This is a genomic window from Bartonella sp. TP, assembly GCF_030406085.1.
Lineage (GTDB): Bacteria > Pseudomonadota > Alphaproteobacteria > Rhizobiales > Rhizobiaceae > CALTWN01.
Genome location: NZ_CP129002.1, coordinates 425,723 through 452,704, shown reverse-complemented (window position 1 = coordinate 452,704; position 26,982 = coordinate 425,723). Strand labels below are relative to the sequence as shown.

General features: G+C 40.4%; 26 protein-coding genes. 9 read left to right on the top strand and 17 right to left on the bottom strand.

Translation table 11 applies throughout. The features are described 5' to 3' along the window. The first annotated feature begins 37 nt into the window (after positions 1-37). From cyoB to cyoD, 3 genes are read left to right on the top strand one after another with little or no spacing between them, the layout of a single operon-like run. Positions 38-2,065 (top strand): cytochrome o ubiquinol oxidase subunit I, encoded by a 2,028-nt coding sequence (gene cyoB / locus QVL57_RS02290; RefSeq protein ID WP_290077177.1) that lies wholly within the window; start codon positions 38-40, stop codon positions 2,063-2,065. Beyond that, positions 2,062-2,694 (top strand): cytochrome o ubiquinol oxidase subunit III, encoded by a 633-nt coding sequence (gene cyoC, locus QVL57_RS02285; protein ID WP_290077175.1) that lies wholly within the window; start codon positions 2,062-2,064, stop codon positions 2,692-2,694. The genes cyoB and cyoC overlap by 4 nt, the downstream gene beginning before the upstream one ends. Next, entirely contained in the window at positions 2,694-3,203 is a 510-nt protein-coding gene (cyoD, locus tag QVL57_RS02280; protein ID WP_290077173.1) for a cytochrome o ubiquinol oxidase subunit IV, read from the top strand. Before cyoC ends, cyoD begins: the two co-directional genes overlap by 1 nt. Positions 3,204-3,216: 13 nt before the next feature. Here the strand turns inward: cyoD and hslU are convergent, their stop codons facing one another. Both hslU and hslV read right to left on the bottom strand, forming a co-directional pair. After that, entirely contained in the window at positions 3,217-4,524 is a 1,308-nt protein-coding gene (gene hslU / locus QVL57_RS02275; RefSeq protein WP_290077170.1) for an ATP-dependent protease ATPase subunit HslU, read from the bottom strand. A 9-nt stretch (positions 4,525-4,533) separates the two neighbouring features. Then, a complete protein-coding gene (gene hslV / locus QVL57_RS02270; RefSeq protein WP_290077168.1) occupies positions 4,534-5,088 on the bottom strand; it encodes an ATP-dependent protease subunit HslV in 555 nt (184 codons plus the stop codon). Between the two features lie 132 nt (positions 5,089-5,220). On the opposite strand from hslV, the gene coaA reads away from it, so the two are divergent. The 6 genes from coaA to fabI all read left to right on the top strand — a co-directional run bounded on the left by coaA (position 5,221) and on the right by fabI (position 10,803). After that, positions 5,221-6,195 (top strand): type I pantothenate kinase, encoded by a 975-nt coding sequence (gene coaA / locus QVL57_RS02265; RefSeq protein ID WP_290077166.1) that lies wholly within the window; start codon positions 5,221-5,223, stop codon positions 6,193-6,195. Between the two features lie 11 nt (positions 6,196-6,206). Further along, positions 6,207-7,589, top strand: a complete 1,383-nt coding sequence (locus tag QVL57_RS02260) for a leucyl aminopeptidase family protein (protein ID WP_290077164.1) — start codon at positions 6,207-6,209, stop codon at positions 7,587-7,589. An 11-nt stretch (positions 7,590-7,600) separates the two neighbouring features. Next, positions 7,601-8,110, top strand: coding sequence for an SH3 domain-containing protein (locus QVL57_RS02255; RefSeq protein WP_290077162.1), 510 nt, complete (start codon positions 7,601-7,603; stop codon positions 8,108-8,110). A gap of 92 nt (positions 8,111-8,202) precedes the next feature. Further along, positions 8,203-8,712 (top strand): 3-hydroxyacyl-[acyl-carrier-protein] dehydratase FabA, encoded by a 510-nt coding sequence (gene fabA / locus QVL57_RS02250; protein ID WP_290077373.1) that lies wholly within the window; start codon positions 8,203-8,205, stop codon positions 8,710-8,712. A 17-nt stretch (positions 8,713-8,729) separates the two neighbouring features. Continuing rightward, entirely contained in the window at positions 8,730-9,953 is a 1,224-nt protein-coding gene (fabB, locus tag QVL57_RS02245; RefSeq protein ID WP_290077160.1) for a beta-ketoacyl-ACP synthase I, read from the top strand. A 34-nt stretch (positions 9,954-9,987) separates the two neighbouring features. Further along, a complete protein-coding gene (fabI, locus tag QVL57_RS02240) occupies positions 9,988-10,803 on the top strand; it encodes an enoyl-ACP reductase FabI (protein ID WP_290077158.1) in 816 nt (271 codons plus the stop codon). 21 nt (positions 10,804-10,824) lie between these two features. Here fabI and QVL57_RS02235 read toward each other — a convergent pair whose 3' ends face one another. The 15 genes from QVL57_RS02235 to ybeY form a co-directional block, all read right to left on the bottom strand. Then, complete coding sequence (locus QVL57_RS02235; protein WP_290077156.1) at positions 10,825-11,844, bottom strand: class I SAM-dependent methyltransferase; 1,020 nt, start codon at positions 11,842-11,844, stop codon at positions 10,825-10,827. Positions 11,845-11,856: 12 nt separating this feature from the next. Then, entirely contained in the window at positions 11,857-14,043 is a 2,187-nt protein-coding gene (pnp, locus tag QVL57_RS02230; protein ID WP_290077155.1) for a polyribonucleotide nucleotidyltransferase, read from the bottom strand. Between the two features lie 148 nt (positions 14,044-14,191). Beyond that, on the bottom strand, positions 14,192-14,461 hold the full coding sequence (gene rpsO, locus QVL57_RS02225) for a 30S ribosomal protein S15 (protein WP_354669858.1): 270 nt from the start codon (positions 14,459-14,461) through the stop codon (positions 14,192-14,194). Positions 14,462-14,569: 108 nt separating this feature from the next. After that, positions 14,570-15,463: a tRNA pseudouridine(55) synthase TruB gene (truB, locus tag QVL57_RS02220; RefSeq protein ID WP_290077151.1), complete on the bottom strand. Its 894-nt coding sequence runs from the start codon at positions 15,461-15,463 to the stop codon at positions 14,570-14,572. Positions 15,464-15,465: 2 nt separating this feature from the next. Next, positions 15,466-15,843 (bottom strand): 30S ribosome-binding factor RbfA, encoded by a 378-nt coding sequence (rbfA, locus tag QVL57_RS02215; protein WP_290077149.1) that lies wholly within the window; start codon positions 15,841-15,843, stop codon positions 15,466-15,468. An 11-nt stretch (positions 15,844-15,854) separates the two neighbouring features. Continuing rightward, positions 15,855-18,371 carry a translation initiation factor IF-2 gene (gene infB / locus QVL57_RS02210; RefSeq protein ID WP_290077147.1) on the bottom strand — a complete coding sequence of 839 codons (2,517 nt, stop codon included), beginning with the start codon at positions 18,369-18,371 and terminating at the stop codon, positions 15,855-15,857. Between the two features lie 41 nt (positions 18,372-18,412). Beyond that, positions 18,413-19,015, bottom strand: coding sequence for an RNA-binding protein (locus QVL57_RS02205; protein ID WP_290077146.1), 603 nt, complete (start codon positions 19,013-19,015; stop codon positions 18,413-18,415). Between the two features lie 14 nt (positions 19,016-19,029). After that, complete coding sequence (gene nusA, locus QVL57_RS02200) at positions 19,030-20,643, bottom strand: transcription termination factor NusA (protein WP_290077145.1); 1,614 nt, start codon at positions 20,641-20,643, stop codon at positions 19,030-19,032. 15 nt (positions 20,644-20,658) lie between these two features. Further along, the gene (rimP, locus tag QVL57_RS02195; RefSeq protein ID WP_290077143.1) at positions 20,659-21,237 is read right to left on the bottom strand and encodes a ribosome maturation factor RimP; all 579 of its coding nucleotides are present in this window, start codon (positions 21,235-21,237) and stop codon (positions 20,659-20,661) included. Between the two features lie 121 nt (positions 21,238-21,358). Continuing rightward, positions 21,359-22,075, bottom strand: coding sequence for a tRNA (guanosine(46)-N7)-methyltransferase TrmB (gene trmB, locus QVL57_RS02190; protein ID WP_290077140.1), 717 nt, complete (start codon positions 22,073-22,075; stop codon positions 21,359-21,361). Positions 22,076-22,080: 5 nt separating this feature from the next. Further along, positions 22,081-23,337 (bottom strand): methionine adenosyltransferase, encoded by a 1,257-nt coding sequence (metK, locus tag QVL57_RS02185; RefSeq protein ID WP_290077138.1) that lies wholly within the window; start codon positions 23,335-23,337, stop codon positions 22,081-22,083. A 69-nt stretch (positions 23,338-23,406) separates the two neighbouring features. After that, the gene (locus QVL57_RS02180) at positions 23,407-23,880 is read right to left on the bottom strand and encodes a helix-turn-helix transcriptional regulator (RefSeq protein WP_290077136.1); all 474 of its coding nucleotides are present in this window, start codon (positions 23,878-23,880) and stop codon (positions 23,407-23,409) included. A gap of 120 nt (positions 23,881-24,000) precedes the next feature. After that, a complete protein-coding gene (gene lnt, locus QVL57_RS02175) occupies positions 24,001-25,551 on the bottom strand; it encodes an apolipoprotein N-acyltransferase (RefSeq protein WP_290077135.1) in 1,551 nt (516 codons plus the stop codon). Continuing rightward, positions 25,551-26,456 carry a hemolysin family protein gene (locus tag QVL57_RS02170; protein WP_290077133.1) on the bottom strand — a complete coding sequence of 302 codons (906 nt, stop codon included), beginning with the start codon at positions 26,454-26,456 and terminating at the stop codon, positions 25,551-25,553. Before QVL57_RS02170 ends, lnt begins: the two co-directional genes overlap by 1 nt. 13 nt (positions 26,457-26,469) lie before the next feature. After that, positions 26,470-26,967: an rRNA maturation RNase YbeY gene (gene ybeY / locus QVL57_RS02165; RefSeq protein WP_290077131.1), complete on the bottom strand. Its 498-nt coding sequence runs from the start codon at positions 26,965-26,967 to the stop codon at positions 26,470-26,472. Positions 26,968-26,982 lie beyond the last annotated feature (15 nt).

Here is a 26,982-nt window from a genome sequence, read left to right as displayed (position 1 = left end):
CAGCTGTTTAACACGCAATCCATAAGGGTGGGCTAAAATGTTTGGAAGACTTACAGATGTAAATGATAAATATGCGCAGCCATTTTATGCATTAATGCATGTACCGATTGTATTATACACCTGCATAGCAATTGCTGTGGTAGGTGCTAGTGTAGTGGCAGGTGTTGTTTTGTTGGGATGGTGGAAGCCATTATGGAAAAATTGGATAACTACAGTTGATCATAAGCGTATTGGCGTGATGTATATCATACTAGCCATAGTAATGCTGGTGCGTGGTTTTGCAGATGCTTTAATGATGCGTACACACCAAGCCTTGGCGTTGGGTAGTGAGACGGCTGGGTATTTGCCACCAGACCATTTTAATCAAATTTTTACAGCGCACGGAACCATAATGATATTTTTTATGGCAACACCTTTGTTGTTTGGTATATTCAATTATATAATTCCTTTGCAAATTGGTGCCCGCGATGTGGCTTTTCCTTTTGCAAATAATCTCGGTTTTTGGATAACTTTTTCTGGTGCTGTGCTTATCAATATTTCATTGGCTATTGGTAATTTTGCGCGCGTTGGTTGGTTAGCTTATCCCCCATTGTCTGACTTGGCGGGTAGCCCTGATACAGGTGTAGATTATTATATATGGTCGCTGCAGCTTTCTGGTATTGCTACTACTATGGGGGCCGTTAATTTTATTGCTACTATTATTAAAATGCGCGCTCCAGGCATGAGCATGTTTAAAATGCCAGTTTTTTGTTGGACAGCTTTTGTTGCTAATATTTTAATTTTAATAATATATCCAGTGCTTACTGTAGCGTTGGCTTTGCTGGGTGCTGACAGATATTTAGGTTTTAACTTTTTTACTACAACTGGGGGCGCTAACCCTATGGTCTGGGTTAATTATGCATGGATTTTTGGTCATCCGGAAGTTTATGTTTTGGTTGTTCCTGCTTTTGGTATGATCTCAGAAATCGTTCCAGTATTTTCAGCGAAGCGTTTGTTTGGCTATACATCTATGGTTTGGGCTGTGTTGGTAATTTTGTTGCTGTCACTAATAGTTTGGGGCCATCATTTCTTTACTATGGGCGGCGGTGAAATAGTAAATACTTTTTTTGGCGTAGCCACTATGGTAATAGCTGTGCCAACTGGTGTGAAAGTTTTTAATTGGTTATTTACCATATATAAAGGTCGTATTAGGCTGGAGCCGCCAATGCTTTGGGCTCTTGGCATGATGTTTACATTCATAGGCGGCGGTCTCACTGGGGTATTGCTGTCTATTGTTCCGGCCGATTGGCAGTTTCATAACTCCTTATTCCTTGTAGCGCATTTTCACCATACAATAATTGGTGGTGCTGTTTTTGCTTATTTTGGTGGTTTGGCATATTGGTTTCCAAAAGTATTTGGCAAAACGCCTAACCGCGCTTTAGGCATAGCTTCGTTTTGGTGTTGGTTTATTGGTTTTTATGTAGCCTTTATGCCAGTATATATGTTGGGGCTAATGGGGGCTACTCGTCGCTTGCAGCATTATACCGATCCTAGTTGGCAGCCATATTTTATTGTTGCCGCTATTGGGGCAGGTATAATCTTAATCGGTATATTATGTTTTGTTCTGCAGATATTAGAAGTGGTTTGGTATGGCATAAAACATAAGGGTAACTTGCCGATAATGGAAAATGATCCTTGGCGCGATTCCCGTACTTTGGAATGGTCGATTTCTTCGCCGCCTCCAGCCTATAATTTTGCGGTAATTCCACAAGTTATGGATGAAGATGCTTATTGGGTAATGAAGCGTTGCGGTGTAAAGCGCCAAATCAGTGGCTTTAGCGATATACATATGCCGGCCAATAGCGGTGCTGGATTTGTTGCTGGTTTAATATTATTAGCGCTTGGTTTTGCTTTAGTTTGGCATATATGGTGGCTTGCTATATTGTGTTTGCTTGGCTTTATTGCGACTATAGCTGCTCATTCTATTTATGGTAATCATGACGGTTATTATATACCAGCAGAAGAGGTGCAAAAAACAGAAGATGAATTTACTTCTGTACTTCAAGCAAAAGGAGTAGAGGCATGAGTAGCTTGGTAGAAAAAGAAGAGCACCACCACGAGCACGATGATTCTATAATGCTATTTGGGTTCTGGGTGTATATTTTATCCGACCTTATTTTGTTTGCCACTCTGTTTGCTAATTTTGCTGTATTTGCTTCGGCATATTATGGTGGACCGCATGGCAATAGCATAATAGAAGGCGAAAAGCTCTTTGATTTAAAATTTGTTATGGCTGAAACTTTTTTATTATTATTTTCTTCTATAACTTATGGTTTTGCTATGGTTAGTGCAAAGCAGGAAATGTTAAATAAGGTAAAATTATGGCTTGGCATAACTTTTGTTCTTGGCGCTTCTTTTATAGCTATGGAACTTTATGAGTTTCATCATTTATACAAAATCTTGCATGACCCAATATTAAATCAGTCGCATTTGATATCTGCCTATTTTTCTGCTTTTTTTATGTTAGTGGGCACGCATGGGCTGCACGTAACTACAGGTTTAATTTGGATAGCCCTAATGTTTTTTCAATTAGGCCATGTGGGGCTAAATCACCATAATAAAACGCGGCTGGCTTGCCTGTCTATCTTCTGGCATTTCCTAGATATTATTTGGATTGGTGTGTTTACAGCTGTTTATTTATTGGGAGTGCTGTAATGAATAAGCAAAAAACAGAACATGGTGTAACTATATCCGGTTATTTACTGGGATTTATATTAGCGGTGCTATTAACACTGCTGTCCTTTATTCCGGTATTAAAGGATTTGTTTCATCAATGGACAGCAAGTAGTAAAATAATGTATTTGTTAGGCTTAGCAATAATACAAATGTTAGTACAGGTTTTTTATTTTTTGCATTTAAATGAAGGTCCAGACGCTAAATGGAACCTGGGTACTTTTGGTTTTGGCGTAGTTTGTGTTACGATAATTATAGGCGGTACTTGGTGGGCTATACAGCATTTAAATTATAATATGATGGGTGGCTCTGGTAGAATTGTAACGCCGCCAGTAATTAATAACATGGTAACGAATACACCGCATCAAGTAATAATTGAAAACAAAACTACAACAATTCAAACCCAGCAGCCAGCGGTGCCAGCTACAAAAATAGAAAAAATAACGGTTACCACTACCACCACGAATAATGGCCCTGCAGCTGGCCGATGAATTCTCTGTAGCGCTATAATATATAGCGCGAGAGGTCTGAGTTTTGTGCTATGGCGGTTACTTTTTCATTTACATAATCTGCTGTTATGGTGACTTTTTTACCTGCTTCTTCACAAGCCGTAAAAGATAATTCTTCTAGTACCCGTTCTAAAACCGTATGCAGCCGACGTGCGCCGATATTTTCTACATTTGCATTTAGTGATACAGCTAAATCGGCAATTGCATCTATAGCATCTGGGGCAAATTCTAATTCTAAATTTTCTGTTGCCAATAGTGCTATATATTGCTTTATAAGACTGGCTTCCGTTTGGGTAAGAATACTGCGAAAATCTTCGCGCGAAAGGTCCTGTAGCGATACTCTAATTGGTAGCCTACCTTGCAATTCTGGTAATAAATCACTTGGTTTTGCGACATGAAAAGCGCCAGAAGTTATAAATAAAATATGGTCGGTTTTAATCTGTCCATATTTTGTGGCTACAGTGGTGCCTTCAACTAATGGCAATAAATCTCTCTGTACACCTTCGCGGGATACTCCAGCAGAGCGCCCGCTGGCGATGCTAGCTATTTTATCTATTTCGTCTATAAATACTATGCCGTCATTTTGTGCTACGGCTAGCGCTTCTTGTATAATTTTTTCATTGTCTATTAGGTTATCTGCTTCAGCTTCAATTAGCGGTTTAAAGGCGTCTTTGATCAGCATTTTACGTTTTTTTTTGTTCTTTTGCCCCATTTTTTCTAGCAAGTCACCTAAATTCATAATTCCAACTTGCGCTCCTGGCATGCCAGGTATGCTGAAATTAGTGTTTGCCGCGTTTGTTTGCGGTAGGCCTATTTCTATCTCTGTGTCATCAAGATCGCCATTATATAGCATTTGTTCGAGCTCTGCTCGGCCATCATAAGTGCTCTTTAAGGTTAAGATGTCTAAAATTTTATTATAGGCATTTTTACGTGCTTTTGCTTGTACTTCACTCCGGCGCTTTGCTCGCACTAGATTTACAGCAACTTCTGCCAGGTCACGAATAATTTGCTCTACATCGCGACCTACATAACCAATTTCAGTAAATTTTGTTGCTTCTACCTTAACAAAAGGTGCAGAGGCTAGCTTTGCCAACCGGCGAGCAATTTCTGTTTTGCCAACACCAGTGGGTCCAATCATTAAAATATTTTTCGGCATTATCTCTTCGCGTAGGGCGCCTTGGATTTTGCTGCGGCGCCAACGATTACGCAGGGCTATAGCTACAGCGCGTTTTGCGTCTTTTTGTCCAATAATATATCTGTCTAATTCATTAACGATTTCTTGTGGAGTAAAATTTTTTGACATAAATAATTCCTATTCACCCAGTGCTTCAATAACTAAATTGTTATTGGTATAAACACATATTTCTGCTGCTACAGCCATGGCTTTTAACGCTATTTCGCGTGCCGATAAAGCGCTATCGGTCAATGCTTTTGCTGCTGCTAGTGCATAATTGCCGCCAGAGCCTATTGCTATGGCATTGCCGTTTGGTGCTATAACGTCACCAACACCAGTAAGAGCCAAGAGCTCATCTTTGTCGGCCACTAATAACATAGCTTCTAGTCGGCGTAGATAGCGGTCAGAGCGCCAATCTTTGGCTAGCTCTACGCAAGCGCGTTTTAATTGATTTGGATAACGCTCTAGTTTCACCTCTAGGCGCTCGAGTAGAGTAAAGGCGTCTGCAGTAGCACCAGCAAATCCGGCCAATATGTCGGCGTTTTTACCTATTCTACGCACTTTTTGTGCGTTGTCTTTCATAATAGTGGCGCCAAGTGAAACTTGGCCATCGCCTGCCATTACAGTCTTTCCGTCTTTACGTACAGCAATTATTGTGGTGCCATATATAGTGTTGGCGTTATGATGTAGCACCGGCCCCGCGCTCCTTTTACAAATTTATTAAGAAATTACTAATTATATATGTAATAATGTTAATGTTCAAACACAACTTTATCTTTTAAGATAATAAAATATAACTTATATAGAAAGCATATATTTAGCAAAATGGAACATAATTTGGCACATAAAGGCTTATCCCTGGGCGGTTACCTGCCATATCAAACTTTTAGCGCTGAGCTTTGGGCGGGGTTTCGTGGGGCTGCTTTTGTACCGCTTACTAGTGATGAAATAGAAGCTGTTAGATCGATAGGCGACCCGATAGATCTAAAAGAAGTGGAGCGCATATATTTATCGCTTGTAAAATTATTGGCTATAAATATAGAAAATTTTGAAGCTTTGGGCAAAAAACAATGCGAATTTTTTCATGGAAGCTTACCAGCAAAACAACCTTTTATCATTGGCATAGCGGGGTCTGTAGCTGTAGGTAAATCGACTATGGCAAGAATGCTAAAAATTTTACTGCAGCGATTGCAGCCACGATTTACGGTAAGTCTTGTTACTACAGATGGTTTTTTATACCCAAATGCTGTCTTGGCCGCACGTAATAAGATGCAACGCAAGGGTTTTCCAGATTCTTATGACACGGCTGCCCTGTTAAAATTTTTAGCTAAGATTAAGGCGGGGGAGAGGAATGTAGCAGCTCCCTTATATTCGCATTTTACCTATGATGTATTGCCAGATCAAAAAGCGATTATAGATCGGCCAGATATCTTAATCGTAGAAGGTATAAATGTTTTGCAAGTTTATGATCTGGCTGAAAATAAGCCGATAAAGCCTTTTGTATCCGACTTTTTTGACTTTTCTATTTATATAGATGCCAAAATAGCAAATATTGAGCAATGGTATATCAAGCGCTTTATGCAGCTGCGTGCTACTTCTTTTAATAAAGAAGGCGCATATTTTCAAAAATATGTTAATATCAGTGAAGAAGAGGCGCGTGCAAAAGCAAAAGCGATATGGAAAGAGATTAATCTAAAAAATCTACGCGAAAATATAGCCCCAACTAAAACAAGAGCAAAATTGATTTTGTGTAAGGGCGATAATCATCTAGTTGAAGAAGTTAAATTGCGCAAAATTTAAGGGATGGAATAATGCAAATATTTATCAAGCAAAATGCCGAGGCGCTAAAGCAAGCAATACCGATATATTTTGTGGATGAAACTACCGATATCGCAAAATTACTCTCGCCTTTTGAATATAAGCAAATAGCTATAAATAAGTCTACTTTAACTGTGGGCCAATGGCGGCTAGTCTTTAATGAAAAATCTGAGCTTTCATCTGTATTATTTGCTATGGGTAATGACCCTTTTTCTTGCGCTATTCTTGCGCAGCATTTGCCAAAAAATATCTATTATTTTGCAAATCTAGAGCAAGAGCAGTCGCTCTGTTATCTTGGATTTGCGCTTGGGTTTTATCGATTTGATAAATATAAGACGCAAAAAAAAGAAGCGTTGCCTCAAGGCCAGCTTATGGTGGTCGAGCCAATGGAAATAACGCAGACCGAGCAGCTATATGAGGCAATAAGCTGGGCTCGTGATTTGATTAATGAGCCGACTAATCATAAATCTACCCAAAGCTTTGCAACCATTGTTCAAAATTTTGCGGCGCGATATCAGGCGCAAATTAAGATAGTAAGAGGCCAAGAGCTGCAGAGTGAATTTCCGCTAGTTCATGCAGTTGGCCGTGCGGCAAGCGAAAACGCACCTATATTGATAGATTTAAGCTGGGGGTTGGATAAATCGGCCCCTATGGTAGCTTTGGTGGGCAAGGGCGTATGTTTTGATAGCGGTGGTTTAGATATAAAATCTGCGTCAAATATGCTCTTGATGAAGAAGGATATGGGCGGTGCGGCAACTATATTGGCCTTAGCCAAGCTTATTATCGAGATGAATTTAAATATTCGCTTACGTGTTGTGCTGCCTATGGTAGAAAATGCCATATCTGGTAATTCTTTTCGCCCAGGCGATGTTTTGCAAAGCAGGGCGGGGTTGAATATAGAAATTGGCAATACGGACGCTGAGGGACGTTTGATTTTGGCCGATGCCTTGGCATATATAGATGAAGAGCGGCCGGATTTATTAATAGATATGGCGACTTTAACTGGTGCTGCTCGGGTAGCTTTGGGGCCCAAAATACCACCATTTTTTACCGATGATGAAGCTTTGGCTGCGGATCTGGCAAATTTGAGTAAACAGCTAAAAGACCCTATGTGGCGCTTGCCATTGGCTAATTTATATGAAAATGGCTTGAGCTCTAAAGTCGCGGATATGAATAATATTTCTATGGATGGGTTCGCAGGCAGTATAATAGCTGCTTTGTTTCTTAAGAAATTCGTTAAAAATGCAAAAGCTTGGGTGCATTTTGATATTTATGGTTGGAATTTAACTCAAATGGCATCTTGTCCGGTTGGCGGCGAAGCGCAGTGTGTAAGAGTGCTATATGCTTTGTTATTACAGCGTTATGGTAAGAATTAGGGGGGGATATTATGATTACTATATTTGGTCGAATTACGCTATTTATTTTTATTTCGATAGAGGTACTATTACCAGTGCTTGGCCATACAGAACCGTTACCGCTACCACGCTTTACTAGCGTTAGAAGCGCCAGAATGAATTCTCGTATTGGGCCGGGTTTCGACTATGCCATTGCATGGAATTATAGTCGCAAAAATTTACCAGTAGAAATTATAGAGGAATATGGGCAATGGCGTAGAATTAAGGATATAGATGGGGATATTAGTTGGGTGTATCAGGCGCTTTTGGGCGGACCGCGTACTGCCATAGTGCGTCCGGTGAGTTCTGAAATAGGACTTTTTGTGCCGTTATATGCCAGTAAAGCAAAAACTAGCTATATAATCTCAAAAATACAAAAAGGTGCAGTAGCCACATTAAAATCATGCGATACGAAATGGTGCTATGTAAATTTCCCACAGGTTAGCGGCTATGTAGAGCAAGCTTGTCTTTGGGGTGTATATAATAATGAATTGTTGCATTAGCGGCTAGATAGTATATTCGCTACTAGTTTGTTATTGAAAAAATAAATAATCTAGCTATTATAGAGCTACTATTAAATTATAATGGAGAAATGATGACCATACAAAAGTCTAGCTATAGTTTCGAAGAGCTGTTAAGCTGTGCCAGGGGTGAAATGTTTGGCCCGGGCAACGCGCAGCTGCCAGCCCCGCCTATGCTAATGGTTAGCCGTATTCATGATATACGAATTGACGGAGGCGAGCACGGCAAAGGTATGATCCGAGCTAGCTTTGATATTAACCCTGAAGCTTGGTTTTTCAAATGCCATTTTTTGGGTGACCCAGTTATGCCTGGTTGCTTAGGCTTAGATGCGCTGTGGCAGCTAACAGGTTTCTATTTGGGCTGGCTTGGAGAAAGCGGCAAAGGCCGGGCGATCTCTACAGGAGAGGTAAAATTTACAGGCATGGTAACTCCGGCTACAAAGCTGGTAGAGTATGAGATTGACTTTAAGCGAGTTATGCGCGGTAAATTGGTGTTGGGCGTAGCAGACGGCATTGTAAAAGCGGATGGAGAGGTAATTTATAGAGCAAAAGATTTACGTGTGGCTTTGTTCCAGAATGCGTAATAGATAAGGAGAGTCATATGCGCCGTGTAGTTATCACAGGAATGGGGATTGTTTCGCCATTGGGCAATGATAGTCAAGAAGTTACAGCTAGTTTATATGAGGCAAAATCTGGTATAAGCTTTGCTCAAGAATACAAAGACATGGGCTTTCGCTCCCAAGTCTACGCTATGCCAAATATTGATATAGATGCATTGGTGGATAGAAGAGCTATGCGTTTTCATGGCCGTGGTACTGCTTGGAATCATATAGCTTTTGACCGTGCTATTCAAGACGCTCAGTTAGAGCCAGACGAAGTATCGAACGATCGTACAGGTGTTATTATGGGTTCTGGTGGTAGCTCTACCCGAACTATATTTGAAAGCGCTTTGCTTGCGCAAAGCAAGACGCCAAAACGTATTGGCCCCTTTGCGGTGCCAAAGGCCATGAGCTCTACGGCTTCAGCAACTATGGCAACTTTTTTTAAAATAAAAGGGGTGAATTATTCTATATCTTCTGCTTGTGCAACTTCCAATCATTGTATAGGCAATGCTTATGAAATGATTCAATATGGCAAGCAAGACCGCATGTTTGCTGGAGGGTGTGAAGATTTAGATTGGACGCTGTCTGCTTTATTTGACGCTATGGGAGCGATGTCGAGTAAATATAATGATACGCCGCAAATCGCCTCTCGGGCTTATGATGCAGATCGCGATGGGTTTGTAATAGCTGGTGGTGCTGGTGTTTTAGTGCTAGAAGAATTTGAGCTGGCCAAAGCTAGGGGTGCTAAGATTTATGCTGAAATAATAGGCTATGGTGCAACGTCAGACGGGCACGATATGGTAGCACCTTCTGGTGAAGGAGCGGAGCGCTGCATGCGTTTGGCCTTAGCACAGGTTAAAGAAAAAGTGGATTATATTAATCCGCATGCAACTTCAACACCTGTGGGGGATCCGCCAGAAATAGATGCAATTAGGCGTATATTTGGGGATAAATCTGCCGGGTGCCCACTTATTTCTGCTACTAAATCGCTAAGCGGCCATGCGCTTGGAGCGGCGGGGGTGCATGAGGCGATCTATAGTTTATTAATGATGCAAAATAACTTTATATGTAAAAGCGCACATATTAGTAATTTAGGGTCAGAGTTTGTTGATATGCCGATTGTGCAAGAGCGTTTAGATAATCAAGCGTTGAATATAATATTATCGAATACTTTTGGGTTTGGCGGTACGAATGCTAGTTTGGTATTCAAAAATTGTCAATAAAATTAGCTTAAGAATAGGGTGAGGCAGGCGAAATATGACAGCTTTAATGGCCGGTAAATGTGGCTTGATTCTAGGGGTGGCAAACGATCATTCGATTGCTTGGGGCATAGCGCAGGCTTTGGCTTCTGAGGGAGCGCAGCTGGCCTTTACTTATCAAAGTGAAGCTTTTGCCAAAAGAGTGGGGCCGCTAGCACAAAGTGTGGGCGCTGACTTGGTTTTAAAATGTGATGTAGAAAGTGATGAAGATATAGAGGAGCTTTTTGCGGTAATAGAAAAAAAATGGGGCAAGTTAGATTTTGTCGTTCATGCAATAGGTTTTTCTGACAAGGCAGAATTGAAGGGGCGATATATAGACGCTACTACGAAAAGCAATTTTAGTCGTACTATGATTATTTCGGCTTATTCTTTTACACAAATCGCCCAAAAAGCAGCTAAATTAATGAAAGATGGCGGCAGTTTATTGACTCTTACCTACGGCGCCTCACGACAAGTAGTGCCAAACTATAATGTCATGGGCGTTGCTAAGGCCGCATTAGAAACTATGGTGCGCTATATAGCGGCTGACTTAGGGCCTGAAAATATAAGAGTTAATGCTATTTCTGCTGGGCCTATTCGTACTTTAGCTGGTAATGGCATTTCTTCTGCTCGGGCTATTTTTTCTTATCAAAAACGCACAAATCCTTTGCGTCGTACTGTTGATATAGAAGAAATAGGAAATTCCGCGCTATATTTGCTAAGCGACATGGCTTCGGGTGTTACTGGCGAAATCCATTATGTTGATTCTGGCTATAATATTATGTCAATGCCCACTATAGAAGAACTGAATCAGGCCGACGAATCGCAGAATTAGCAATAATAAAATTTGTTGTTTTTATTTTGTAGCGTATAATATTTTAAAGCCCCGGCGAATAGCTAAACATGTGAAACTTGTATAGTTTTGCTGCAATATTTTTTCATAGGGCAGGTGCTGATTTGCCACTATAAGTAATTTTCCCTTTGGTTTTGTATGTTTGGCAGCTTTTTGTATAAACGCCTGTCCTAAGGTTGCGTCAGCATGGCGTCCTTCATGAAAAGGCGGGTTGGAGATTATCAAATCGTAATTTTCATTTACTTCTTCTTGAACGAGGTCTAACCACTGAAAGTTAAACCCGATGTTGAGCTTTTGAGTTTTAATAGTTTCTTCTGCAGCCGCAAGGGCATTGTAGTCGGCCTCGTATAAAGTAATATTTTTAATGTTATTAGTTAATTTGGCCGTTGTTAGAGCTAGATAGCCCCAACCGGCGCCAAAATCTGCTATATTGCTTATAGTTTTAGAAAATATTAAAGTTGAGTGTTGTTTAATAACGTCGCTTAAAATCTGTGAGCCAATATCTACCTTGCCATGAGAAAACATGCCTGGCTGTGTTTTATAATCTGTTGCGACGGTAAGGGCCGAGCTATAAAACTGCTCAGCTTTAAATGGAGGTATAGGGCTATTTTTTATTATAAAGCTTATATGGTGTCGTTTAGCGTATTTAGCTATTATGGTAAAATGTTGCTTTACCCATCTATGCATAGATTCAGCGCCCAACTCTTTTGGACCAGTGATTATTATGGTACCTTCAGCTTGTACCTTTTTTAGCAGATATAAAAAGCTATTTTTATCAAAAGCTTTATGCTTGCTTAAAGCTAATAACCCAGATTCAAATTTTCTTGAATTAATTGCCTGTGAGCTAGCATAGGTTTCGATATTTTGCGAAAGTAAATTCAGATAGCTGGGGCGCCATGCTTGTATGCAGCAAAGAAGGGGGCGTAGCGGTAGCTCCGCTCCCTTTAATCCTAAGGCTAAGATTCTGCTTTGCTTGTTGATTAACTCTGAATATTGCGGCACATGGTCTAAATATAGGCTCATGTGGCGAAATTATTATTCGTTGTCTTTTCTACGTGGGCGCCTTTTTTGTGGTCTATCTTTTCTATTGTCTTCGTCTCTTTCACTACCAGCTTGGCTAAGTTCCATGCCAGTAATTTGGTCTACTACTTTCATCGACAAACGAATTTTACCACGATCGTCAAAACCTATAAGTTTTACCCAAACCTTGTCGCCTTCTTTGACTATGTCTGTGGTTTTTTCAACCCGATCGTTTGCCAATTGGGAAATATGGACCAAACCATCTTTATTGCCAAAGAAATTTACAAAAGCACCAAAATCAGCCGTTTTTACTACCGTGCCTTGGTAAAGCATGCCAGTTTCTGGTTCGGCAACTATAGAGTGGATCCACTCACGTGCTGCAGCAATAGTTTTTGCATCTGGAGCTGCTATTTTTACTGTACCGTCATCTTCGATATTTATCTTGGCGCCTGTTTGTTCTACGATTTCACGTATTACTTTACCGCCTGTACCTATAACATCACGAATTTTGTCTGTTGGTATTTGCATAGTTTCAATGCGGGGAGCAAATTCGCCCAATTCTTGTCTAGCATTAGTGATAGTTTTGCCCATTTCGCCTAGTATATGGAAGCGTGCAGCTTTTGCTTGCTCTAATGCTTGTTGCATTATTTCTTTGGTAATACCGTCAATTTTAATGTCCATTTGCAGTGAGGTTATACCCTTTTCTGTTCCTGCTACTTTAAAATCCATATCGCCTAGATGATCCTCATCGCCTAAAATATCCGATAATACAGCAAATTTGTCACCTTCTTTTATTAGCCCCATTGCAATACCTGCTACCGGGCTTTTTAATGGTACTCCTGCATCCATTAGCGCTAAGGAAGTACCGCATACAGTTGCCATAGAGGAAGAGCCGTTTGATTCTGTAATTTCAGAAACAGCACGTATGGTATAAGGAAATTCATCACGTGCTGGTAGTACTGGATGTATGGCCCGCCAAGCTAATTTGCCATGGCCAATCTCCCGCCTTCCAGGAGAGCCTATGCGTCCAGTTTCTCCAACAGAGAATGGTGGAAAATTATAATGCAACATAAAGGTTTCTTTATGTAATCCTGTGAGATTATCAATATATTGCTCGTCTTCTGTGGTGCCTAAAGTTGCTACAACAAGGGCCTGTGTTTCACCACGTGTGAACAAAGCTGAGCCGTGTGTACGCGGCAAAATGCCGATCTGCGTATCAATGTTACGTATATCTGTTAGGCTACGTCCGTCTATACGAATTTCTTTTTCTAAAATATTGCTGCGTACTATAGAGGCTTGGAGTTTTTTGAAAGCATCATTGAAATTTTCTGTGCTATACAGACCTTCCTCTATATCTGCCTTGCAATTTTCCATAAGTGCTTCTTTGGCTGTATCTATAGCAAGATAGCGCTGCTGCTTATCAGTTATTTTATACGCTTGTGTTAGCTCGGCTGTAGCGATTTTGGCAATTTTGTCTTTTAATTCTTTATACTCTTTTAGTTGAAAATCGCGGGGATCCTTAGCCGCTTTTTCAGCTAATTCTATAATCGCATTTATAACTGGTTGAAACTGCTCATGGCCAAACATTACTGCACCCAGCATTGTCGCTTCATCTAGCTCTTGCGCTTCCGATTCTACCATTAATACGGCTTCACTTGTTCCTGCTACTACGAGGTCAAGCATAGAGTTTTCTAATTGGCTGATAGTTGGATTTAGCACATATTTATTATTAATATAACCTACGCGGGCACCGCCAACAACCCCGATAAAGGGTACGCCAGAAATAATTAAAGCCGCAGAAGAAGCGATTATAGATAAAATATCTGGGTTAGTTTCACCGTCATGCTGTAAAACAGTAGCGATTATTTGCGTATCGTTTTTATAGCCCTCTGGAAAAAGTGGACGAATAGGGCGATCTATTAAACGTGAAACCAAAGTTTCATTTTCGCTTGGTCTACCTTCTCGTTTAAAATAGCCACCCGGTATTCTACCTGCTGAATAGGTTTTTTCTTGGTAATTTACGGTTAGCGGAAAGAAGCTCTGTCCTGTTACTGCCTCGCGTGCTGAGACTACTGTAGCTAATACTTTTGTTTCGCCATAAGTGGCCAAGATCGCGCCGTCTGCTTGGCGTGCTATTGTGCCAGTTTCCAAGGTAAGCTTTTGCCCGCCCCAGTCTAGCTCTACTTTGTGTGTGTTAAACATAATTGTTCCTCAATTTTGTATAATGAGCAAGACAATTAATTACTTTTTCTTAAATAATTAACAATCCTGCTTCATTATTGATTCCTGTCGTTAATGAATTGAAGGCGGGCTATAAATTCCCGCCTTTTAAGCTTATGGTTTATCAGTTTTAGCGACGTAGACTTAATTTTTGTATTATGTCTTGGTAGCGTGCTTTGTGTGAATTTTTTAGATAGTCTAGTAATCTACGGCGTTGTGAAACTAATTTTAATAAGCCACGGCGCGAGTGATTATCTTTTTTGTGAGTTTTAAAATGTTCGGTTAGATTATTAATCCGGTGCGATAAGATCGCGATTTGTATCTCTGCTGAACCAGTGTCATTCTGGCCTCTAGCAAATTCTTTGATTATTTCTTGTTTTTTTTCTAATGTAATCGACATCTGTATATTCCTTTTAGATAAATTACCAAATGCCAGGATGTCGCCCAGCATAGGTTTTATAGTAAATTGTGATTATAGCAGAAAAAAAATAAAATACTAGCGATATGTTTAGCTTTTAAAAACTCGCTTTGGGCAAAAAATATTACTTTCTATATTGCCTATTGAAAGTAATTGGTTCTGATAAATTAGACACGCAGTGGGTTTTATCATTTGCGTTACATGGGGTAAAATAATTTTTTGCCCTTGTTTAACTGCTTCTGCTTGCTCTTGGCTTATTTCGTATCGGCTATAAGCTGTTAATAATGCTGTATTATTTATTAAGCAGCTATCTGGCTGTGCTAGCAAGCTAAGCTCTGATAATTCTATCATGCTATTTTCATCAAATGGTTGCACTTTTGTGCGGCGCAATTTAGAAATATAGCCGTAACAATTAAGCGCTCGGCCTATATCGCGGCCTAAGGAGCGAATATACGTTCCCTTGCCGCAAATTATACTAAAATTAGACTTATTATTATCTGCATCATGTGAGATCAGCTTGATTTCTTCAATCATAACTTTGCGGGCTGCGATATCGACAGTTTTACCCCGGCGCGCCAAGTCATATGCTCGTTGTCCATTGCATTTTATTGCAGAAAATTGTGGAGGTGTCTGTAAAATTTCACCAATATAAGCAGGCAATATAGATAAAATTTCGTTTTCTTTTGGCTTTTTGTCTGTGCTATTAATAACTGCGCCTTCTAAATCGTCCGTATTGCGCTCTTCGCCCCAGCTTATTTGAAAGCTATAATATTTTTTATCTGCCATGATATATGGAATAAGCTTTGTAGCTTCGCCTAGTGCTATTGGTAACATTCCGGTTGCTAGTGGGTCTAATGTGCCTGCATGGCCTGCCTTGGCAGCTTGTAGCAAATATTTTACTTTTGCAACTGCTTGGCTAGAGCTCATGCCATATGGTTTATCTAGGTTAATCCAACCCGTTATTTGGCGCGATTTTTTTTGCATTATTATTCAGAATCGCGTCTAACAACATCTGAATTTAAAAGCTTGTCAATCTTACTAAAATTGTCAAAGCTAGTGTCATAACGAAAGCGCAAATCAGGTATATATTTCATATGCCGTAATTCTTTAGAGCAGCTGCCTTTTATGTAGCGGGCATGGCGATTTAGTGCCGCTTGTATTGGCTGCGGATCTGACTCGCCAAAAACGGTAAAATAACAGGTAGCAATTTTTAAGTCTGGGCTCATGCGTACTTCGCTTAAAGTTATAAACTTATTCTCAAGTGCTAGGTCAACGATTTTATGCCGCAGTAAGAATTCAGCTAAAATATGTTTTATTTTTTCTCCCACCCTAAGCTGGCGGGGAGAAAGCTCTGTCTTACCCATATAGTAACTCGCTATAGACTACGTGAGATATGTTCAAGCCTGAAAGCTTCTATGACATCGCCAGTGCGTATATCATCGTAATTTTCAAAGGCCATACCGCATTCTTGGCCGCTAAAAACTTCTGAGACTTCATCTTTAAATCGCTTTAGCGTTTTTAGTTTGCCTTCGTGTATTACTACATTATCGCGAATTAGTCTGACAAAAGCGCCTTTTTCTATTTTGCCTTCTGTGACACGACAGCCGGCAACTTTACCAATTTTGCTAATATAGAAAGTTTCAAGAATTTCTGCATTACCAAGGAAAGTTTCACGGCGCTCAGGCGATAGCATTCCAGACATTGCTGCTTTGATATCATCTACTAGATTATAAATGATATTGTAATAACGCAATTCAATGCCATGTTGTTTTGCTGTTTCGCGTGCTTGTGCATTTGCTCGGACATTAAAGCCAAGGATTACTGCAGCTGAAGCTTCTGCTAATAATACATCGCTTTGTGTTATTGCCCCCACACCGGAATGAATTATACGCGCTCTAACTTCGTTGTTACCTAATTTTTCCAAAGCTGTAATAATAGCTTCTATAGAGCCTTGTACATCGCCTTTTATTAATAAGGCAAATTCTTTTAGATCGGTTGTTTGTAATTGATTCATCATTTGCTCTAGTGAACCGCGCATGCCAGCTTGTTTTGCCACCATTTTTTCGCGCGAGATACGTCGACGATATTCGGCAATTTCCCGGGCTTGCGATTCATTGCCTACTACGGCAAATTTATCACCAGCCTGAGGAGTGTTTTGCATGCCAAGTATTTCTACGGGTAGGGAAGGGGGTGCGCTACTTACATGCTTGCCTTGATCATTTATCAAAGCTCTCACCCTTCCCCATTCATCGCCAGCAACTATTATATCACCCAATTTTAAGGTACCTTTGCGTACCAACACAGTGGCTACTGCGCCTCTACCTCGGTCTAGCTCTGCTTCAATAACCAAGCCCTCTGCTGTGCGATCTTCTTCAGCTTGTAAATTTAATAGTTCAGCTTGTAATAAAATAGCGTCGAGCAGATTTGATAGGTTTTTGCCTGTTTTTGCCGAGACTTCAACATCTAAAGTTTCGCCGCCCATTGATTCGACAAAAACCCCATGCTGCAACAAAGCTGTACGTACTTTTTGGACGTCGGCGGCTGGTTTGTCGATTTTATTTATGGCCACTATTATTGGAACGCCAGCAGCTTTAGCATGGTTTATTGATTCAATTGTTTGCGGCATTACGCTGTCATCGGCCGCTACCACTAAGATTGCAATGTCTGTAGCTTGTGCACCGCGCGCGCGCATGGCGGTAAAGGCCGCGTGGCCTGGGGTGTCAATAAAAGTTATTTTTTGCCCATTATGTTGAATTTGATAGGCGCCAATATGTTGGGTTATGCCACCAGCTTCTTTTGCCGTTATATTGGTTTTGCGTATGGCATCTAGTAGAGAAGTTTTACCATGGTCTACATGGCCCATAATCGTTACAATTGGTGGGCGTGATTTCATGTTTTCTATGTTGTCTTCAACATCGAAAAAGCCCTCTTCTATATCAGATTCTGCTACACGCTTTACCGTATGTCCAAATTCTTCTGCAATTATCTGTGCGGTATCGGCGTCTACTACGTCTGCTGGTTTTAGCATTTGCCCTTGGCTCATCAAATATTTGATAACATCGACAGACCGCTCAGCCATACGTTGGGCTAATTCTTGCAGGCTGATGGTTTCTGGCAAGATAACTTCTCTAGAAATTTTTTCACGAACTTCTTGCGTTTGCGCTCTACGCATTTTTTCCTGCCGCCGGCGCATAGACGCAATGGAGCGGCTGCGCACTTCGCCTTCGTCATTATTTAAGGCATTGGTTAGCGTTAGTTTTCCGCGCCTACGCTCTGGTTCGCCTTTCGTTGGCCGCAATTCAGTTTTTGCCGGGACGCCATCGCGTTTCGTGGTTTTAGCATTATATTCTTCGTCTGGAGTAAATCTTTTATCTTTTTCTGCTGTACGAGCTTTAACATTAGCCTTTGCTGGCGGCTCTTCGATAATGGTAGGTGCTGGCTTATTATTAACTGGTCGAGTTTTTGCGACAGCAGCAACTTCTGTTGCTGGTGCTGCGGCTTGTTCCTCGGCTTGTTTTTTAAGCATAGCCGCACGCTCTGCTGCCAATTCTTTTTCGCGCAATAATCGCTCTTGGTCTGCTATTTTAGCATTTTCTAAAGCTTGTAATCTAGCTTCCATTTCTGAATTAGACAGCTTTTTATCAGCCATATCATTTCTGCTATTTGTGGAAGTTGGCGAGCTAGAGCGAGAAGCCACGCGTGGCTTTGGCTTAGTTTGAAAAGTTGTAAACGTAGCTTCGCCTGGGCGTGCAACTTTGCGGCGCTTGGTTTCTATAATGATTTCTTTGCGTCCTTTTACATTAAAGCTAGGTTTTGTCGTCAAAGAGTCAGATACATTGCGCTTTAAAGTAAGCGTTTTTTTGCCCGGTGTATTATCGCTATTATCAGTCATTTCTTCTCCGCTTCTTAGAGCTCTAAACTATTAATTATAAATCATTCACGATAAATATGCAATTTATCTATAGTGTTTAATATATTTTTTGCCATAGGGTGTTTTAGCACAGCGATGTGCACAGCATTACGCTCACCAAAGGCCGTACTTAATTCATTTTCGTTAAAAATAATGTATTGTTTGATCGTTGCTTTTTTTTCTGGACCCAGGGAATGTATGGCTTGAGTAATTTTATTTATGCCATCTTCCGCAGCATCAATTCTGTGCAATACCATAGCTACATTGTCGCTGCGTATGGCTTTGTCGCAGGCTAAACTGCCGCTAATTACTGCCCCTGCTTTTCTGCCTATGGCTAAATTGGCAAGGCTTTGTTTGCGCAATAAATGCTCTATTTGCTCTGCCATATCTTTTGGCACCGCTATTTGCAGCGCTTTATTTTGTGATTTAGCTATAAAAGAACGCGTTAGCATATTATTTGTCACCGCTTGGTTAACCAAGGTTTTTCTCGCCAGGGTATAAACCCCTCTGCCGGGTAATATTCGTTTTAAATCTGGAACAACGCTACCATTTGGCGCGAGCACAAAGCGCAACATTGCCTCTGCTTCATGCTCTTTCCTTGTTACTATGCATGTGCGTTTATTCATGGGAGCTTGGTGTGTTATGCTATTTCCTTGTGCTCTAGCTCTTCTTTGTCAACTGCTGTTCCGAGTTGTCTTTGCAGTTCTTCTTCGCTTATCCAACCAGCTTTTAATCGTGCGTGCAAAATCATTTCTTCTGCATTTTCGCGACTTATGTCAAAATTAGATAAAACCCCTTCGATATAAACATAGGCATCACCTTGTTTTTCTCGCCATCCGCATAAATCATCTACAGCATAGCCTGCAAAATCATCCACTGTTTTTATTCCATCTTCGGCTAATTTTAGTAGAATTTTGTTGGTAATATACGGTAACTCCTTGAGTTCTGGCTGTACATTTAGCTCTTGTAGACGTTGCTCATAGGCGGCATTTTGGGCCTTTAGATGTTCTAGGGCGCGGTCTTGTATTTCTTTTGCCGTATCTGTATCAAACCCTTCGATAGAAGCCAACTCTTTTAACTCGACATAGGCTAATTCTTCTATAGTAGAAAAGCCCTCTGATACCAGGACCTGCGCGACCATTTCATCTACATCGAGAGCCGCTATAAAGAGCTGACTATGTTTTTGGAATTCTTTTTGTCTATTTTCAGCCTCTTGCGCTTCGGTTAAGATATTTATGTCCCAGCCGCTAAGTTGTGAAGCTAGGCGCACATTCTGCCCACGCCTACCTATTGCCAAGCTTAGTTGCTCTTCGGGTACAACTATGTCTATTTTTTTACTAACTTCATCCATTACAACTTTGCTAACGGTAGCTGGCTGCAAGGCATTAACAATGAAATTTGCCTCATCTGGTGTCCAGGGAATAATATCTATTCTTTCGTTTTGTAATTCGGCTACCACGGCTTGTACGCGGCTACCGCGCATACCTACACATGCGCCAACTGGGTCTATCGAGGCGTCGCGCGAAACCACAGCCATTTTTGCTCTAGAACCAGGATCGCGGGCCACAGCTTTGATCTCTATGATGTTGTCATAAATTTCTGGCACTTCCATAGTGAATAGCTTGGCCAGAAATTGTGGGTGCGTACGTGATAAAAAGATTTGCGGCCCTTTTTGTTCTCGCCTTACATCATATACATAAGCGCGAACCCGGTCGCCATAGCGAAAGACTTCGTTTGGGATAATTTCAGTGCGGCGTAATATAGCTTCGCCACGACCTAAATCGACAATAACATTGTTATATTCTACACGCCTTACCGTGCCGGATACTACTGTGCCTATTTTGTCTTTAAATTCTTCATATTGTTTATCACGCTCTGCCTCGCGTACTTTTTGCACTATAACCTGCTTTGCAGATTGTGCTGCTATACGGCCAAAATCCATAGGGGGTAGGGGCTCTTCTATTATATCTCCTAGGGCTGCATTGTCTTTGCGCAAGCGAACTTCTGCCAGGGAGATCTGCGTAAAATAATTTTCTACATGGTCAACAGTTTCTAAAAGTCGAAACAGACTTATTTCACCTGTACGTGGATCTATTTCTGCTTTGATATTGCTGTCTAGCCCATAGCGTGACTTTGCTGCTTTTTGTATAGCATTTGCCATTGCATCTAGGACAATTTCACGATCTATAAGCTTTTCACGCGCTACGGCATCTGCTATTTGCAAAAGTTCGAGCTTGTTAGCATTGGTAGCCATGTTTCTCTCCTTAAATTAATGTATTTTCTGCTTATTTTGTTTCTTTAGCTTTTTATCATTCGCCAAAGTTTCCTTAATAAGCTTATCTGTTAAAATTAAACTCGCAGTTTTTAAATTGCTATATTCCAGTTGCATCAGCTCATCCTCGCCCTCTTGGCGCAGGCTAAGATATTCTGGCTCCACTGCCTCTATACAGCCTTTGAATTTAGATTTGCCATTTATTAGCTGTATGGTTTCTAGCTTCACAGCATCGCCAATATGTTTTTGAAAATCTGATTTGCGGACCAAAGGGCGGTCTATCCCAGGTGAAGAAATTTCTAAATTATAATCGCCTGTTATAATATTTTCTACTTCTATTATCGGAGAAAGTAAAAGATGCAGTTTTTCACAATCCGCAATGGTAAAGCTACCATCTGTTCGCTCTGCCATAATTTGCAAAGTTAGATTATTTAAATTGCTTAATTTAACGCGTACTAGTTGATAACCTATATTGCTTAAAACCGGGGTAATCAGCTCGGCTATCTGTGCTTCTGTGCCTTGCTCTTTTAGCAATCGATCTTCAATTTTTTGCGTAATTTGTTCTGGTTGTGGCATAAAAACCTTGGTGTTGATAATAATAAAGGGCAGGCCGCTAAGCCCACCCTTTAAAAATAAAGGAGTAAGAATTTATTTGTACATTATATCATTATTTTAGCAAAATTCAATAGTTTTTTTACTATTTTATATTTCGAAAAGTTAAATAGCTCGGACGGCGTCCCGCGCGCAGCGCTTTTTGTTCATAACGGGTGCTTGTCCAGTTGCTATAGGGTGTTTGCCAGTCACTTTTGGCGTTTGCTTGCCATTCTAATGCGCCGTTTTGTTGTGCTAATAATAACGTCCACTCAACATAATTGTCTATATCACTAGCAAAGCGAAAATGCCCACCTGGCTGCAAGATTCGAACCATTTGCTTTAGATTTTCTGCATTAACGAAGCGTCTTTTGTGATGCCGCAATTTTGGCCATGGATCTGGATAAAATAAATCTATGCCGCTAAGGGAATTGCTTGGCAAAGCTAATAATAACTTACTGGCATCTTCATCATATAGCAGAATATTGTTATAGAGTTCTTGATTTTGCTGCATGGCTTTTAGCATTTTTGCCATGCTATTAACAAAAGGCTCTACGCCAATAAAACCTGTATGGGGACGTTGTGTAGCATGATGCAATAAATGCTCGCCGCCGCCAAATCCAATTTCTAGATGTAGTTCGGTTAGCTGTGTACAGTTGATAAATAGTTTATATATTTGCTCTGTAGAGCTTAACGAAGCTAGTTTTATTTTTCTTTGGGGTAATAAAATATCAAATAGCTTTTTTTGTAGTTGGCTTAAGCTTTTGCCGCAACGTCGGCCAAAAAAACTACCTTGTTTTGTTACAATTTGGCTGGATTGCATGGTGATTATAGGAGCTTTTGTAATTTATCTATCAGGTCCGTTTTCTCCCACGAAAAATATCCATCTGGGGTAGCGGGGCGACCAAAATGTCCGTAAGCAGCGGTTTTGGCATAGATCGGCTTGTTAAGATCTAGATGCCGTCTTATTCCGCTTGGTGAAAGGTCAATTAGCTTTGGCAATATTGCGGCTATGTCCGACTCTTTTACTTTTCCGGTATTATGTAAATCTACATATATCGATAATGGCTTGGCTATGCCAATAGCGTAAGAAAGTTGAATAGTACATTTTTCGCTTAAATTAGCTGCAACGATATTTTTGGCTAAGTAGCGAGCAGCATAAGCGCCGGAGCGGTCAACTTTTGTGGTATCTTTGCCAGAAAAAGCGCCGCCACCATGTGGTGCTGCACCACCATAGGTGTCCACAATTATTTTGCGTCCGGTCAGTCCAGCGTCGCCAACCGGGCCGCCTATTAAGAATTTACCGGTTGGGTTAATATACCATTTGCAATCTTTAGCAATTTTTATTTCGCTTAAAGCTTTGAATATGTATGGTTCAATAGTTGTTCGTACTTTTGCCGAGTCCCAGTTGGGGTCTATATGCTGTGTGGAAACTACTATTGAAGAGACTTCATAGGGCTTGCCATTTTTATAATGCACCGTAATTTGACTTTTGGCATCTGGCCCTAGCAAAGCTGCCTCACCAATCTTATTATGGCGCGCGGTAGCTAGCTCTTCTAATATTTTATGGGCATAATAGATTGGAGCTGGCATAAAACTGCTAGTTTCATTACAAGCATAGCCAAACATAATACCTTGATCGCCCGCTCCTTCGGATAAAGCTACGTCGCTGGCTTGATCTACGCCTTGTGCTATGTCTGCTGATTGCTGATGCAATAATATTTCTATAGCCACATTTTGCCAGTGAAAATTTGGGTCTTGGTAGCCTATATCTTTTATAGCTTGCCGAACCACCTTTTCAAAAATAGAAACGTTAATAATAGGTTGCCCTACATTAGTTAATATATTCTGGCCGTTATTGTCCTTTAGTAAAAGGCTAGGAGGCAAGCGTACCTCGCCAGCTATTACTACTCTATTTGTGGTAACCAAAGTTTCACAGGCCAAACGAACTTGCCAGGGATCGCTACCAGTATTGATAGCTTCCCTATATACAAAATCTACAATTTCGTCTGATATTCTATCGCACAGTTTATCCGGATGCCCTTCGGACACAGATTCGCTTGTGAAATACCAAGATGGCTGCACAGTTTAGCCCTTATTAAGTTAACGTGATGGTAGCCGTTTTATGTAACTTAAACTTTTTAAAAAAGCAAGTTAATATTCGGTTTTAATCGCGGTTACTTTGGGGGTTACTTTATCTTCTTTTGGCTCACTAACCCGCTTGCTATATAGTTCGCTAGTCGCTTTTACTAAATCTAATATTTTTTTGCGTAGGCTAATGTCTTTTATCGAATCAAAGGAAGTTATTAACTGTGTACCTTCTAGGCTAGAGCAAAATTCTAGATATGGCTCTTCAAGCGGCACGCTGCCCTCTGCAAAGCCAGCTAAATTACTGGTTGCACTGCGCTCGGCAAAAAAGAAGGTAACATCTACATCCAAAACATCAGCTATGGATTTCAGGCGGCTTGCACCTACACGGTTTAGCCCCCTTTCATATTTTTGTATTTGTTGAAAGGTTACGCCAATTTGGTCGCCCAATTTTTCTTGGCTTAGTTGCAGCATATTACGCCGCATGCGAATTTTGCTACCAACATGTTTATCTATAGGGTTTGGTTTTTTGTCACTCATACTAAACTATCAATCTTACTTAAATTTACTATCTTTTACAAAACATCTACAAGCCTTTACAGCTTTGTAGATAGTCATTGTATAGCTGAAAATTATGTGAATGGCAAGCTAACTAAGAGTTTAGTAAAATAGCGCTAAACAGCCTAAGATTGCGGTAATCAGGAGAAATATTCTATTTTGCGTTAAGAAATTAAATTTATTTTTTTTTATTATAGAGTTATAATTGCCCCATATTGAAGCATATTGGGCTGGCAGGGGGCTATCTAAAACGCCAATTTTATTTAGATCTAATTTTTTTATGATCCGGCCATAGGGATCTATGATTGCCGATATGCCATTATTCGCCACCCTTATTAAGGGTAGGCGTTGCTCAACCGCGCGCAAGCGGCTTTGTTGAAAATGCTGAAAAGGACCGCTTGAACTACCATACCAAGCGTCATTGGTAATGTTTACTATAAAACTGGCTTGTGGTCCGCTATAGCGCATTTCATCTGGAAAAATAGCCTCGTAACAAATTAAAGGTAAATAAGTTTGTTGCTCTGTGAGTTTTACACTCTGGCGGTGTTGTCCTGCAGAATATCCGCTGAATAATTCGCTAAGACTAGGAAAGAGACGCTGTAATATTGTAGCATATGGTATGTATTCACCAAAAGGTACTAGATGAATCTTGTCTGAATAGGCTAGTTGTGCGTTTCGCTTATTTAGCAATATGGCGCTGTTATAGATTTGCTGATCTTGTTCGCGCGGGGTGCCTATAAGTAATTTTTGTTGCATTTGTAGGCTGCTTTGGATAAGTTTTAAAGCTTCGCGATGCTGTTCTAGAAAAAAATTTACTGCTGTTTCTGGCCAAATAATTAAATCTGGTATTGGGTCTGTAGTTATTTTTGTGCTGAGCTCTAGATGGGTGTAGAAATTTTTTATACTATAGCGGGGATTTAATTTATCTGATTGTTGAATAGATGGTTGGATAAGGCGAAGATTATAAGCTGGCTGAGCATAACTAGCGATAGTAGGAGCGTTTGCCAAACATAAATAGCCGTAAGCTATGTCTGTTAAAATTATTAGCAAAGCCGAGATAAGAATAAAAAATGGTCTGGGAGTTGCTTTTATTACTAGCACTGGGCAAGAATATATTAAAATACTTAAACTAGTCAGCCCAAAAATACCTAGAGGTGCCGCTATTTGCATTAATAGGGGCGAAAATGCTGCGCTGTATCCGATTAAATTCCAAGCAAATCCGCTAAATAGATGTGCCCGCAGCCATTCGCCAAGTCCTAAACTACAGGCAAAGGCTAGTGCTTGGTTGGTTAGGGTTGGCTTAAAAAAACTTGTAATGAAACTGGCCGCCCCCCAATATAAGCTTAAATAGATAAATAAGCTTGCGAGCGCTATTGCGCTTAATAATGTATAAATTGCATAATTTATAGTGTCGGCATAGAGAATTATAAAAGCATAAAAAATCCAATATAGGCTAAAGCTAAAATAGCCTAAACCGAACAGAAAACCCAAGGTAAAGATCGCTTGTCGTGGCCGCTGTAACTTAATGAAGTGATATTGCAGATAAATAAAACAGCTAAAGCTAAGAAAACAAATTGGTATAAAATTAAATGGAGCAAAACCAAAAGATAGCGCTGCTCCTAGTAGAAAGGCTGCTACATAACAAATTGGCATTAGGCAAGGGGTGGTTGTGCTTGGTTTGCGTCTTCTATAGCTTTAATTCGTACGCGTTTGATTCGCCGTTTATCTGCTTCGACTATGCGAAAGCGGTAGCCCGGTATAACCTCTACCGTTTGTCCACGCGGTGGAATATGGCCCAGCTTTGTTACAATCAACCCGCCTAATGTATCTACTTCATTTTCAAATGGGGCTGTAATAAATTTATCGCCCAATACTGCTTTGACCTCTTGTAGCTCGGCCCCGGCATCAGCTAAAAAGCTACCATTGGGCAATTTTACTATCAGGGCTGTATCTTCGTCATGCTCATCTTCGATTTCGCCGACAATAAGTTCTACAATATCCTCTAAGGAAACAAGGCCATCTGTACCGCCATATTCATCTATCACTAGCGCCATTTGTGTTCTTGAAGCTTGCATTTTTTGTAGTAATTTATTAGCAAGCATAGAACTAGGTACAAATAAGACATCTCTAATGATATCTAATTCGCTAATAGCTATATCTAGATTTATAGGCGCTGTATTTTTATTGCCTAAGAGTTTTTTGGTAAAATAATTTAAAATATCCCGTATATGAATCATGCCGCGCGGGTCGTCTAAAGTCTCGTCATATATGGGTAATCGTGAATAACCAGAATCTTCAAAAACCTCTAATGCTTCGCCCAAAGTGCTAGTAAGGTCAAGGGCTTCTATTTGTGCCCGCGGTATCATAATGTCATCTACACAAGACTCGCCTAGCAATAGCGTGTTTCTTAATAGCAGTCGTTCTTCTGCTGTAAGTGATTTGTCTGATTGTTCGGGTCTTACGATTGCGTGTAATAATGTGCTACGTAAATCCGTGGGTTCAGTTTGTTTGGCAGGATTAAATAGTTTTTTTAATTTTTTTTTAATTTTCTCTAGCATAGTCGTAAGTTATTTAAGCATTCTCTGGTAAAATATAAGGGTTTGGTATGTGTAATTTGGCCAAGATTTCACACTCTAGTGGCTCCATTTTGTCAGATTGTTCTTCTGTTTCATGATCAAATCCTAAAAGATGCAAGAATCCGTGAATAAATAAATGCGAAAGATGATGTTCAAAGGGTTTGTGTTGTGTTATCGCCTGTTCCTTTATCGTTTCAAATGCAAAAATTATATCGCCCAGGATTGGTGAAGGCGCCTCGCCAATCTTTAAATCGTAAGCAGGAAAGGATAAAACATTTGTTGCTTTATCAACACCGCGCCAATTACTATTAAGTTTGGTAATATGTTCGTTATCAGTAAAAACTAAACTCAGTTCGCTCTGTATAGTTTCCCAATTGGGATAATAATAGATAAGGCTGGTACTTATAGGCGTTAATAGCATATTGCAAAAAGCAGATAATTCTGTGTGGCTAGGCCATAAAGTAGAAAGGCGGGAAAGGTCAATTTCTATCACGTGAATTATATGTCT

Bases quoted from the DNA above. Each gene is read 5' to 3' on its own strand.
- cyoB (WP_290077177.1), top strand. From the start codon at position 38: ATGTTTGGAAGACTTACAGATGTAAATGATAAATATGCGCAGCCATTT.
- cyoC (WP_290077175.1), top strand. From the start codon at position 2,062: ATGAGTAGCTTGGTAGAAAAAGAAGAGCACCACCACGAGCACGATGAT.
- cyoD (WP_290077173.1), top strand. From the start codon at position 2,694: ATGAATAAGCAAAAAACAGAACATGGTGTAACTATATCCGGTTATTTA.
- hslU (WP_290077170.1), bottom strand. From the start codon at position 4,524: ATGTCAAAAAATTTTACTCCACAAGAAATCGTTAATGAATTAGACAGA.
- coaA (WP_290077166.1), top strand. From the start codon at position 5,221: ATGGAACATAATTTGGCACATAAAGGCTTATCCCTGGGCGGTTACCTG.
- QVL57_RS02260 (WP_290077164.1), top strand. From the start codon at position 6,207: ATGCAAATATTTATCAAGCAAAATGCCGAGGCGCTAAAGCAAGCAATA.
- QVL57_RS02255 (WP_290077162.1), top strand. From the start codon at position 7,601: ATGATTACTATATTTGGTCGAATTACGCTATTTATTTTTATTTCGATA.
- fabA (WP_290077373.1), top strand. From the start codon at position 8,203: ATGACCATACAAAAGTCTAGCTATAGTTTCGAAGAGCTGTTAAGCTGT.
- fabB (WP_290077160.1), top strand. From the start codon at position 8,730: ATGCGCCGTGTAGTTATCACAGGAATGGGGATTGTTTCGCCATTGGGC.
- fabI (WP_290077158.1), top strand. From the start codon at position 9,988: ATGACAGCTTTAATGGCCGGTAAATGTGGCTTGATTCTAGGGGTGGCA.
- QVL57_RS02235 (WP_290077156.1), bottom strand. From the start codon at position 11,844: ATGAGCCTATATTTAGACCATGTGCCGCAATATTCAGAGTTAATCAAC.
- pnp (WP_290077155.1), bottom strand. From the start codon at position 14,043: ATGTTTAACACACACAAAGTAGAGCTAGACTGGGGCGGGCAAAAGCTT.
- rpsO (WP_354669858.1), bottom strand. From the start codon at position 14,461: ATGTCGATTACATTAGAAAAAAAACAAGAAATAATCAAAGAATTTGCT.
- truB (WP_290077151.1), bottom strand. From the start codon at position 15,463: ATGCAAAAAAAATCGCGCCAAATAACGGGTTGGATTAACCTAGATAAA.
- rbfA (WP_290077149.1), bottom strand. From the start codon at position 15,843: ATGGGTAAGACAGAGCTTTCTCCCCGCCAGCTTAGGGTGGGAGAAAAA.
- infB (WP_290077147.1), bottom strand. From the start codon at position 18,371: ATGACTGATAATAGCGATAATACACCGGGCAAAAAAACGCTTACTTTA.
- QVL57_RS02205 (WP_290077146.1), bottom strand. From the start codon at position 19,015: ATGAATAAACGCACATGCATAGTAACAAGGAAAGAGCATGAAGCAGAG.
- nusA (WP_290077145.1), bottom strand. From the start codon at position 20,643: ATGGCTACCAATGCTAACAAGCTCGAACTTTTGCAAATAGCAGATGCC.
- rimP (WP_290077143.1), bottom strand. From the start codon at position 21,237: ATGCCACAACCAGAACAAATTACGCAAAAAATTGAAGATCGATTGCTA.
- trmB (WP_290077140.1), bottom strand. From the start codon at position 22,075: ATGCAATCCAGCCAAATTGTAACAAAACAAGGTAGTTTTTTTGGCCGA.
- QVL57_RS02180 (WP_290077136.1), bottom strand. From the start codon at position 23,880: ATGAGTGACAAAAAACCAAACCCTATAGATAAACATGTTGGTAGCAAA.
- lnt (WP_290077135.1), bottom strand. From the start codon at position 25,551: ATGCCAATTTGTTATGTAGCAGCCTTTCTACTAGGAGCAGCGCTATCT.
- QVL57_RS02170 (WP_290077133.1), bottom strand. From the start codon at position 26,456: ATGCTAGAGAAAATTAAAAAAAAATTAAAAAAACTATTTAATCCTGCC.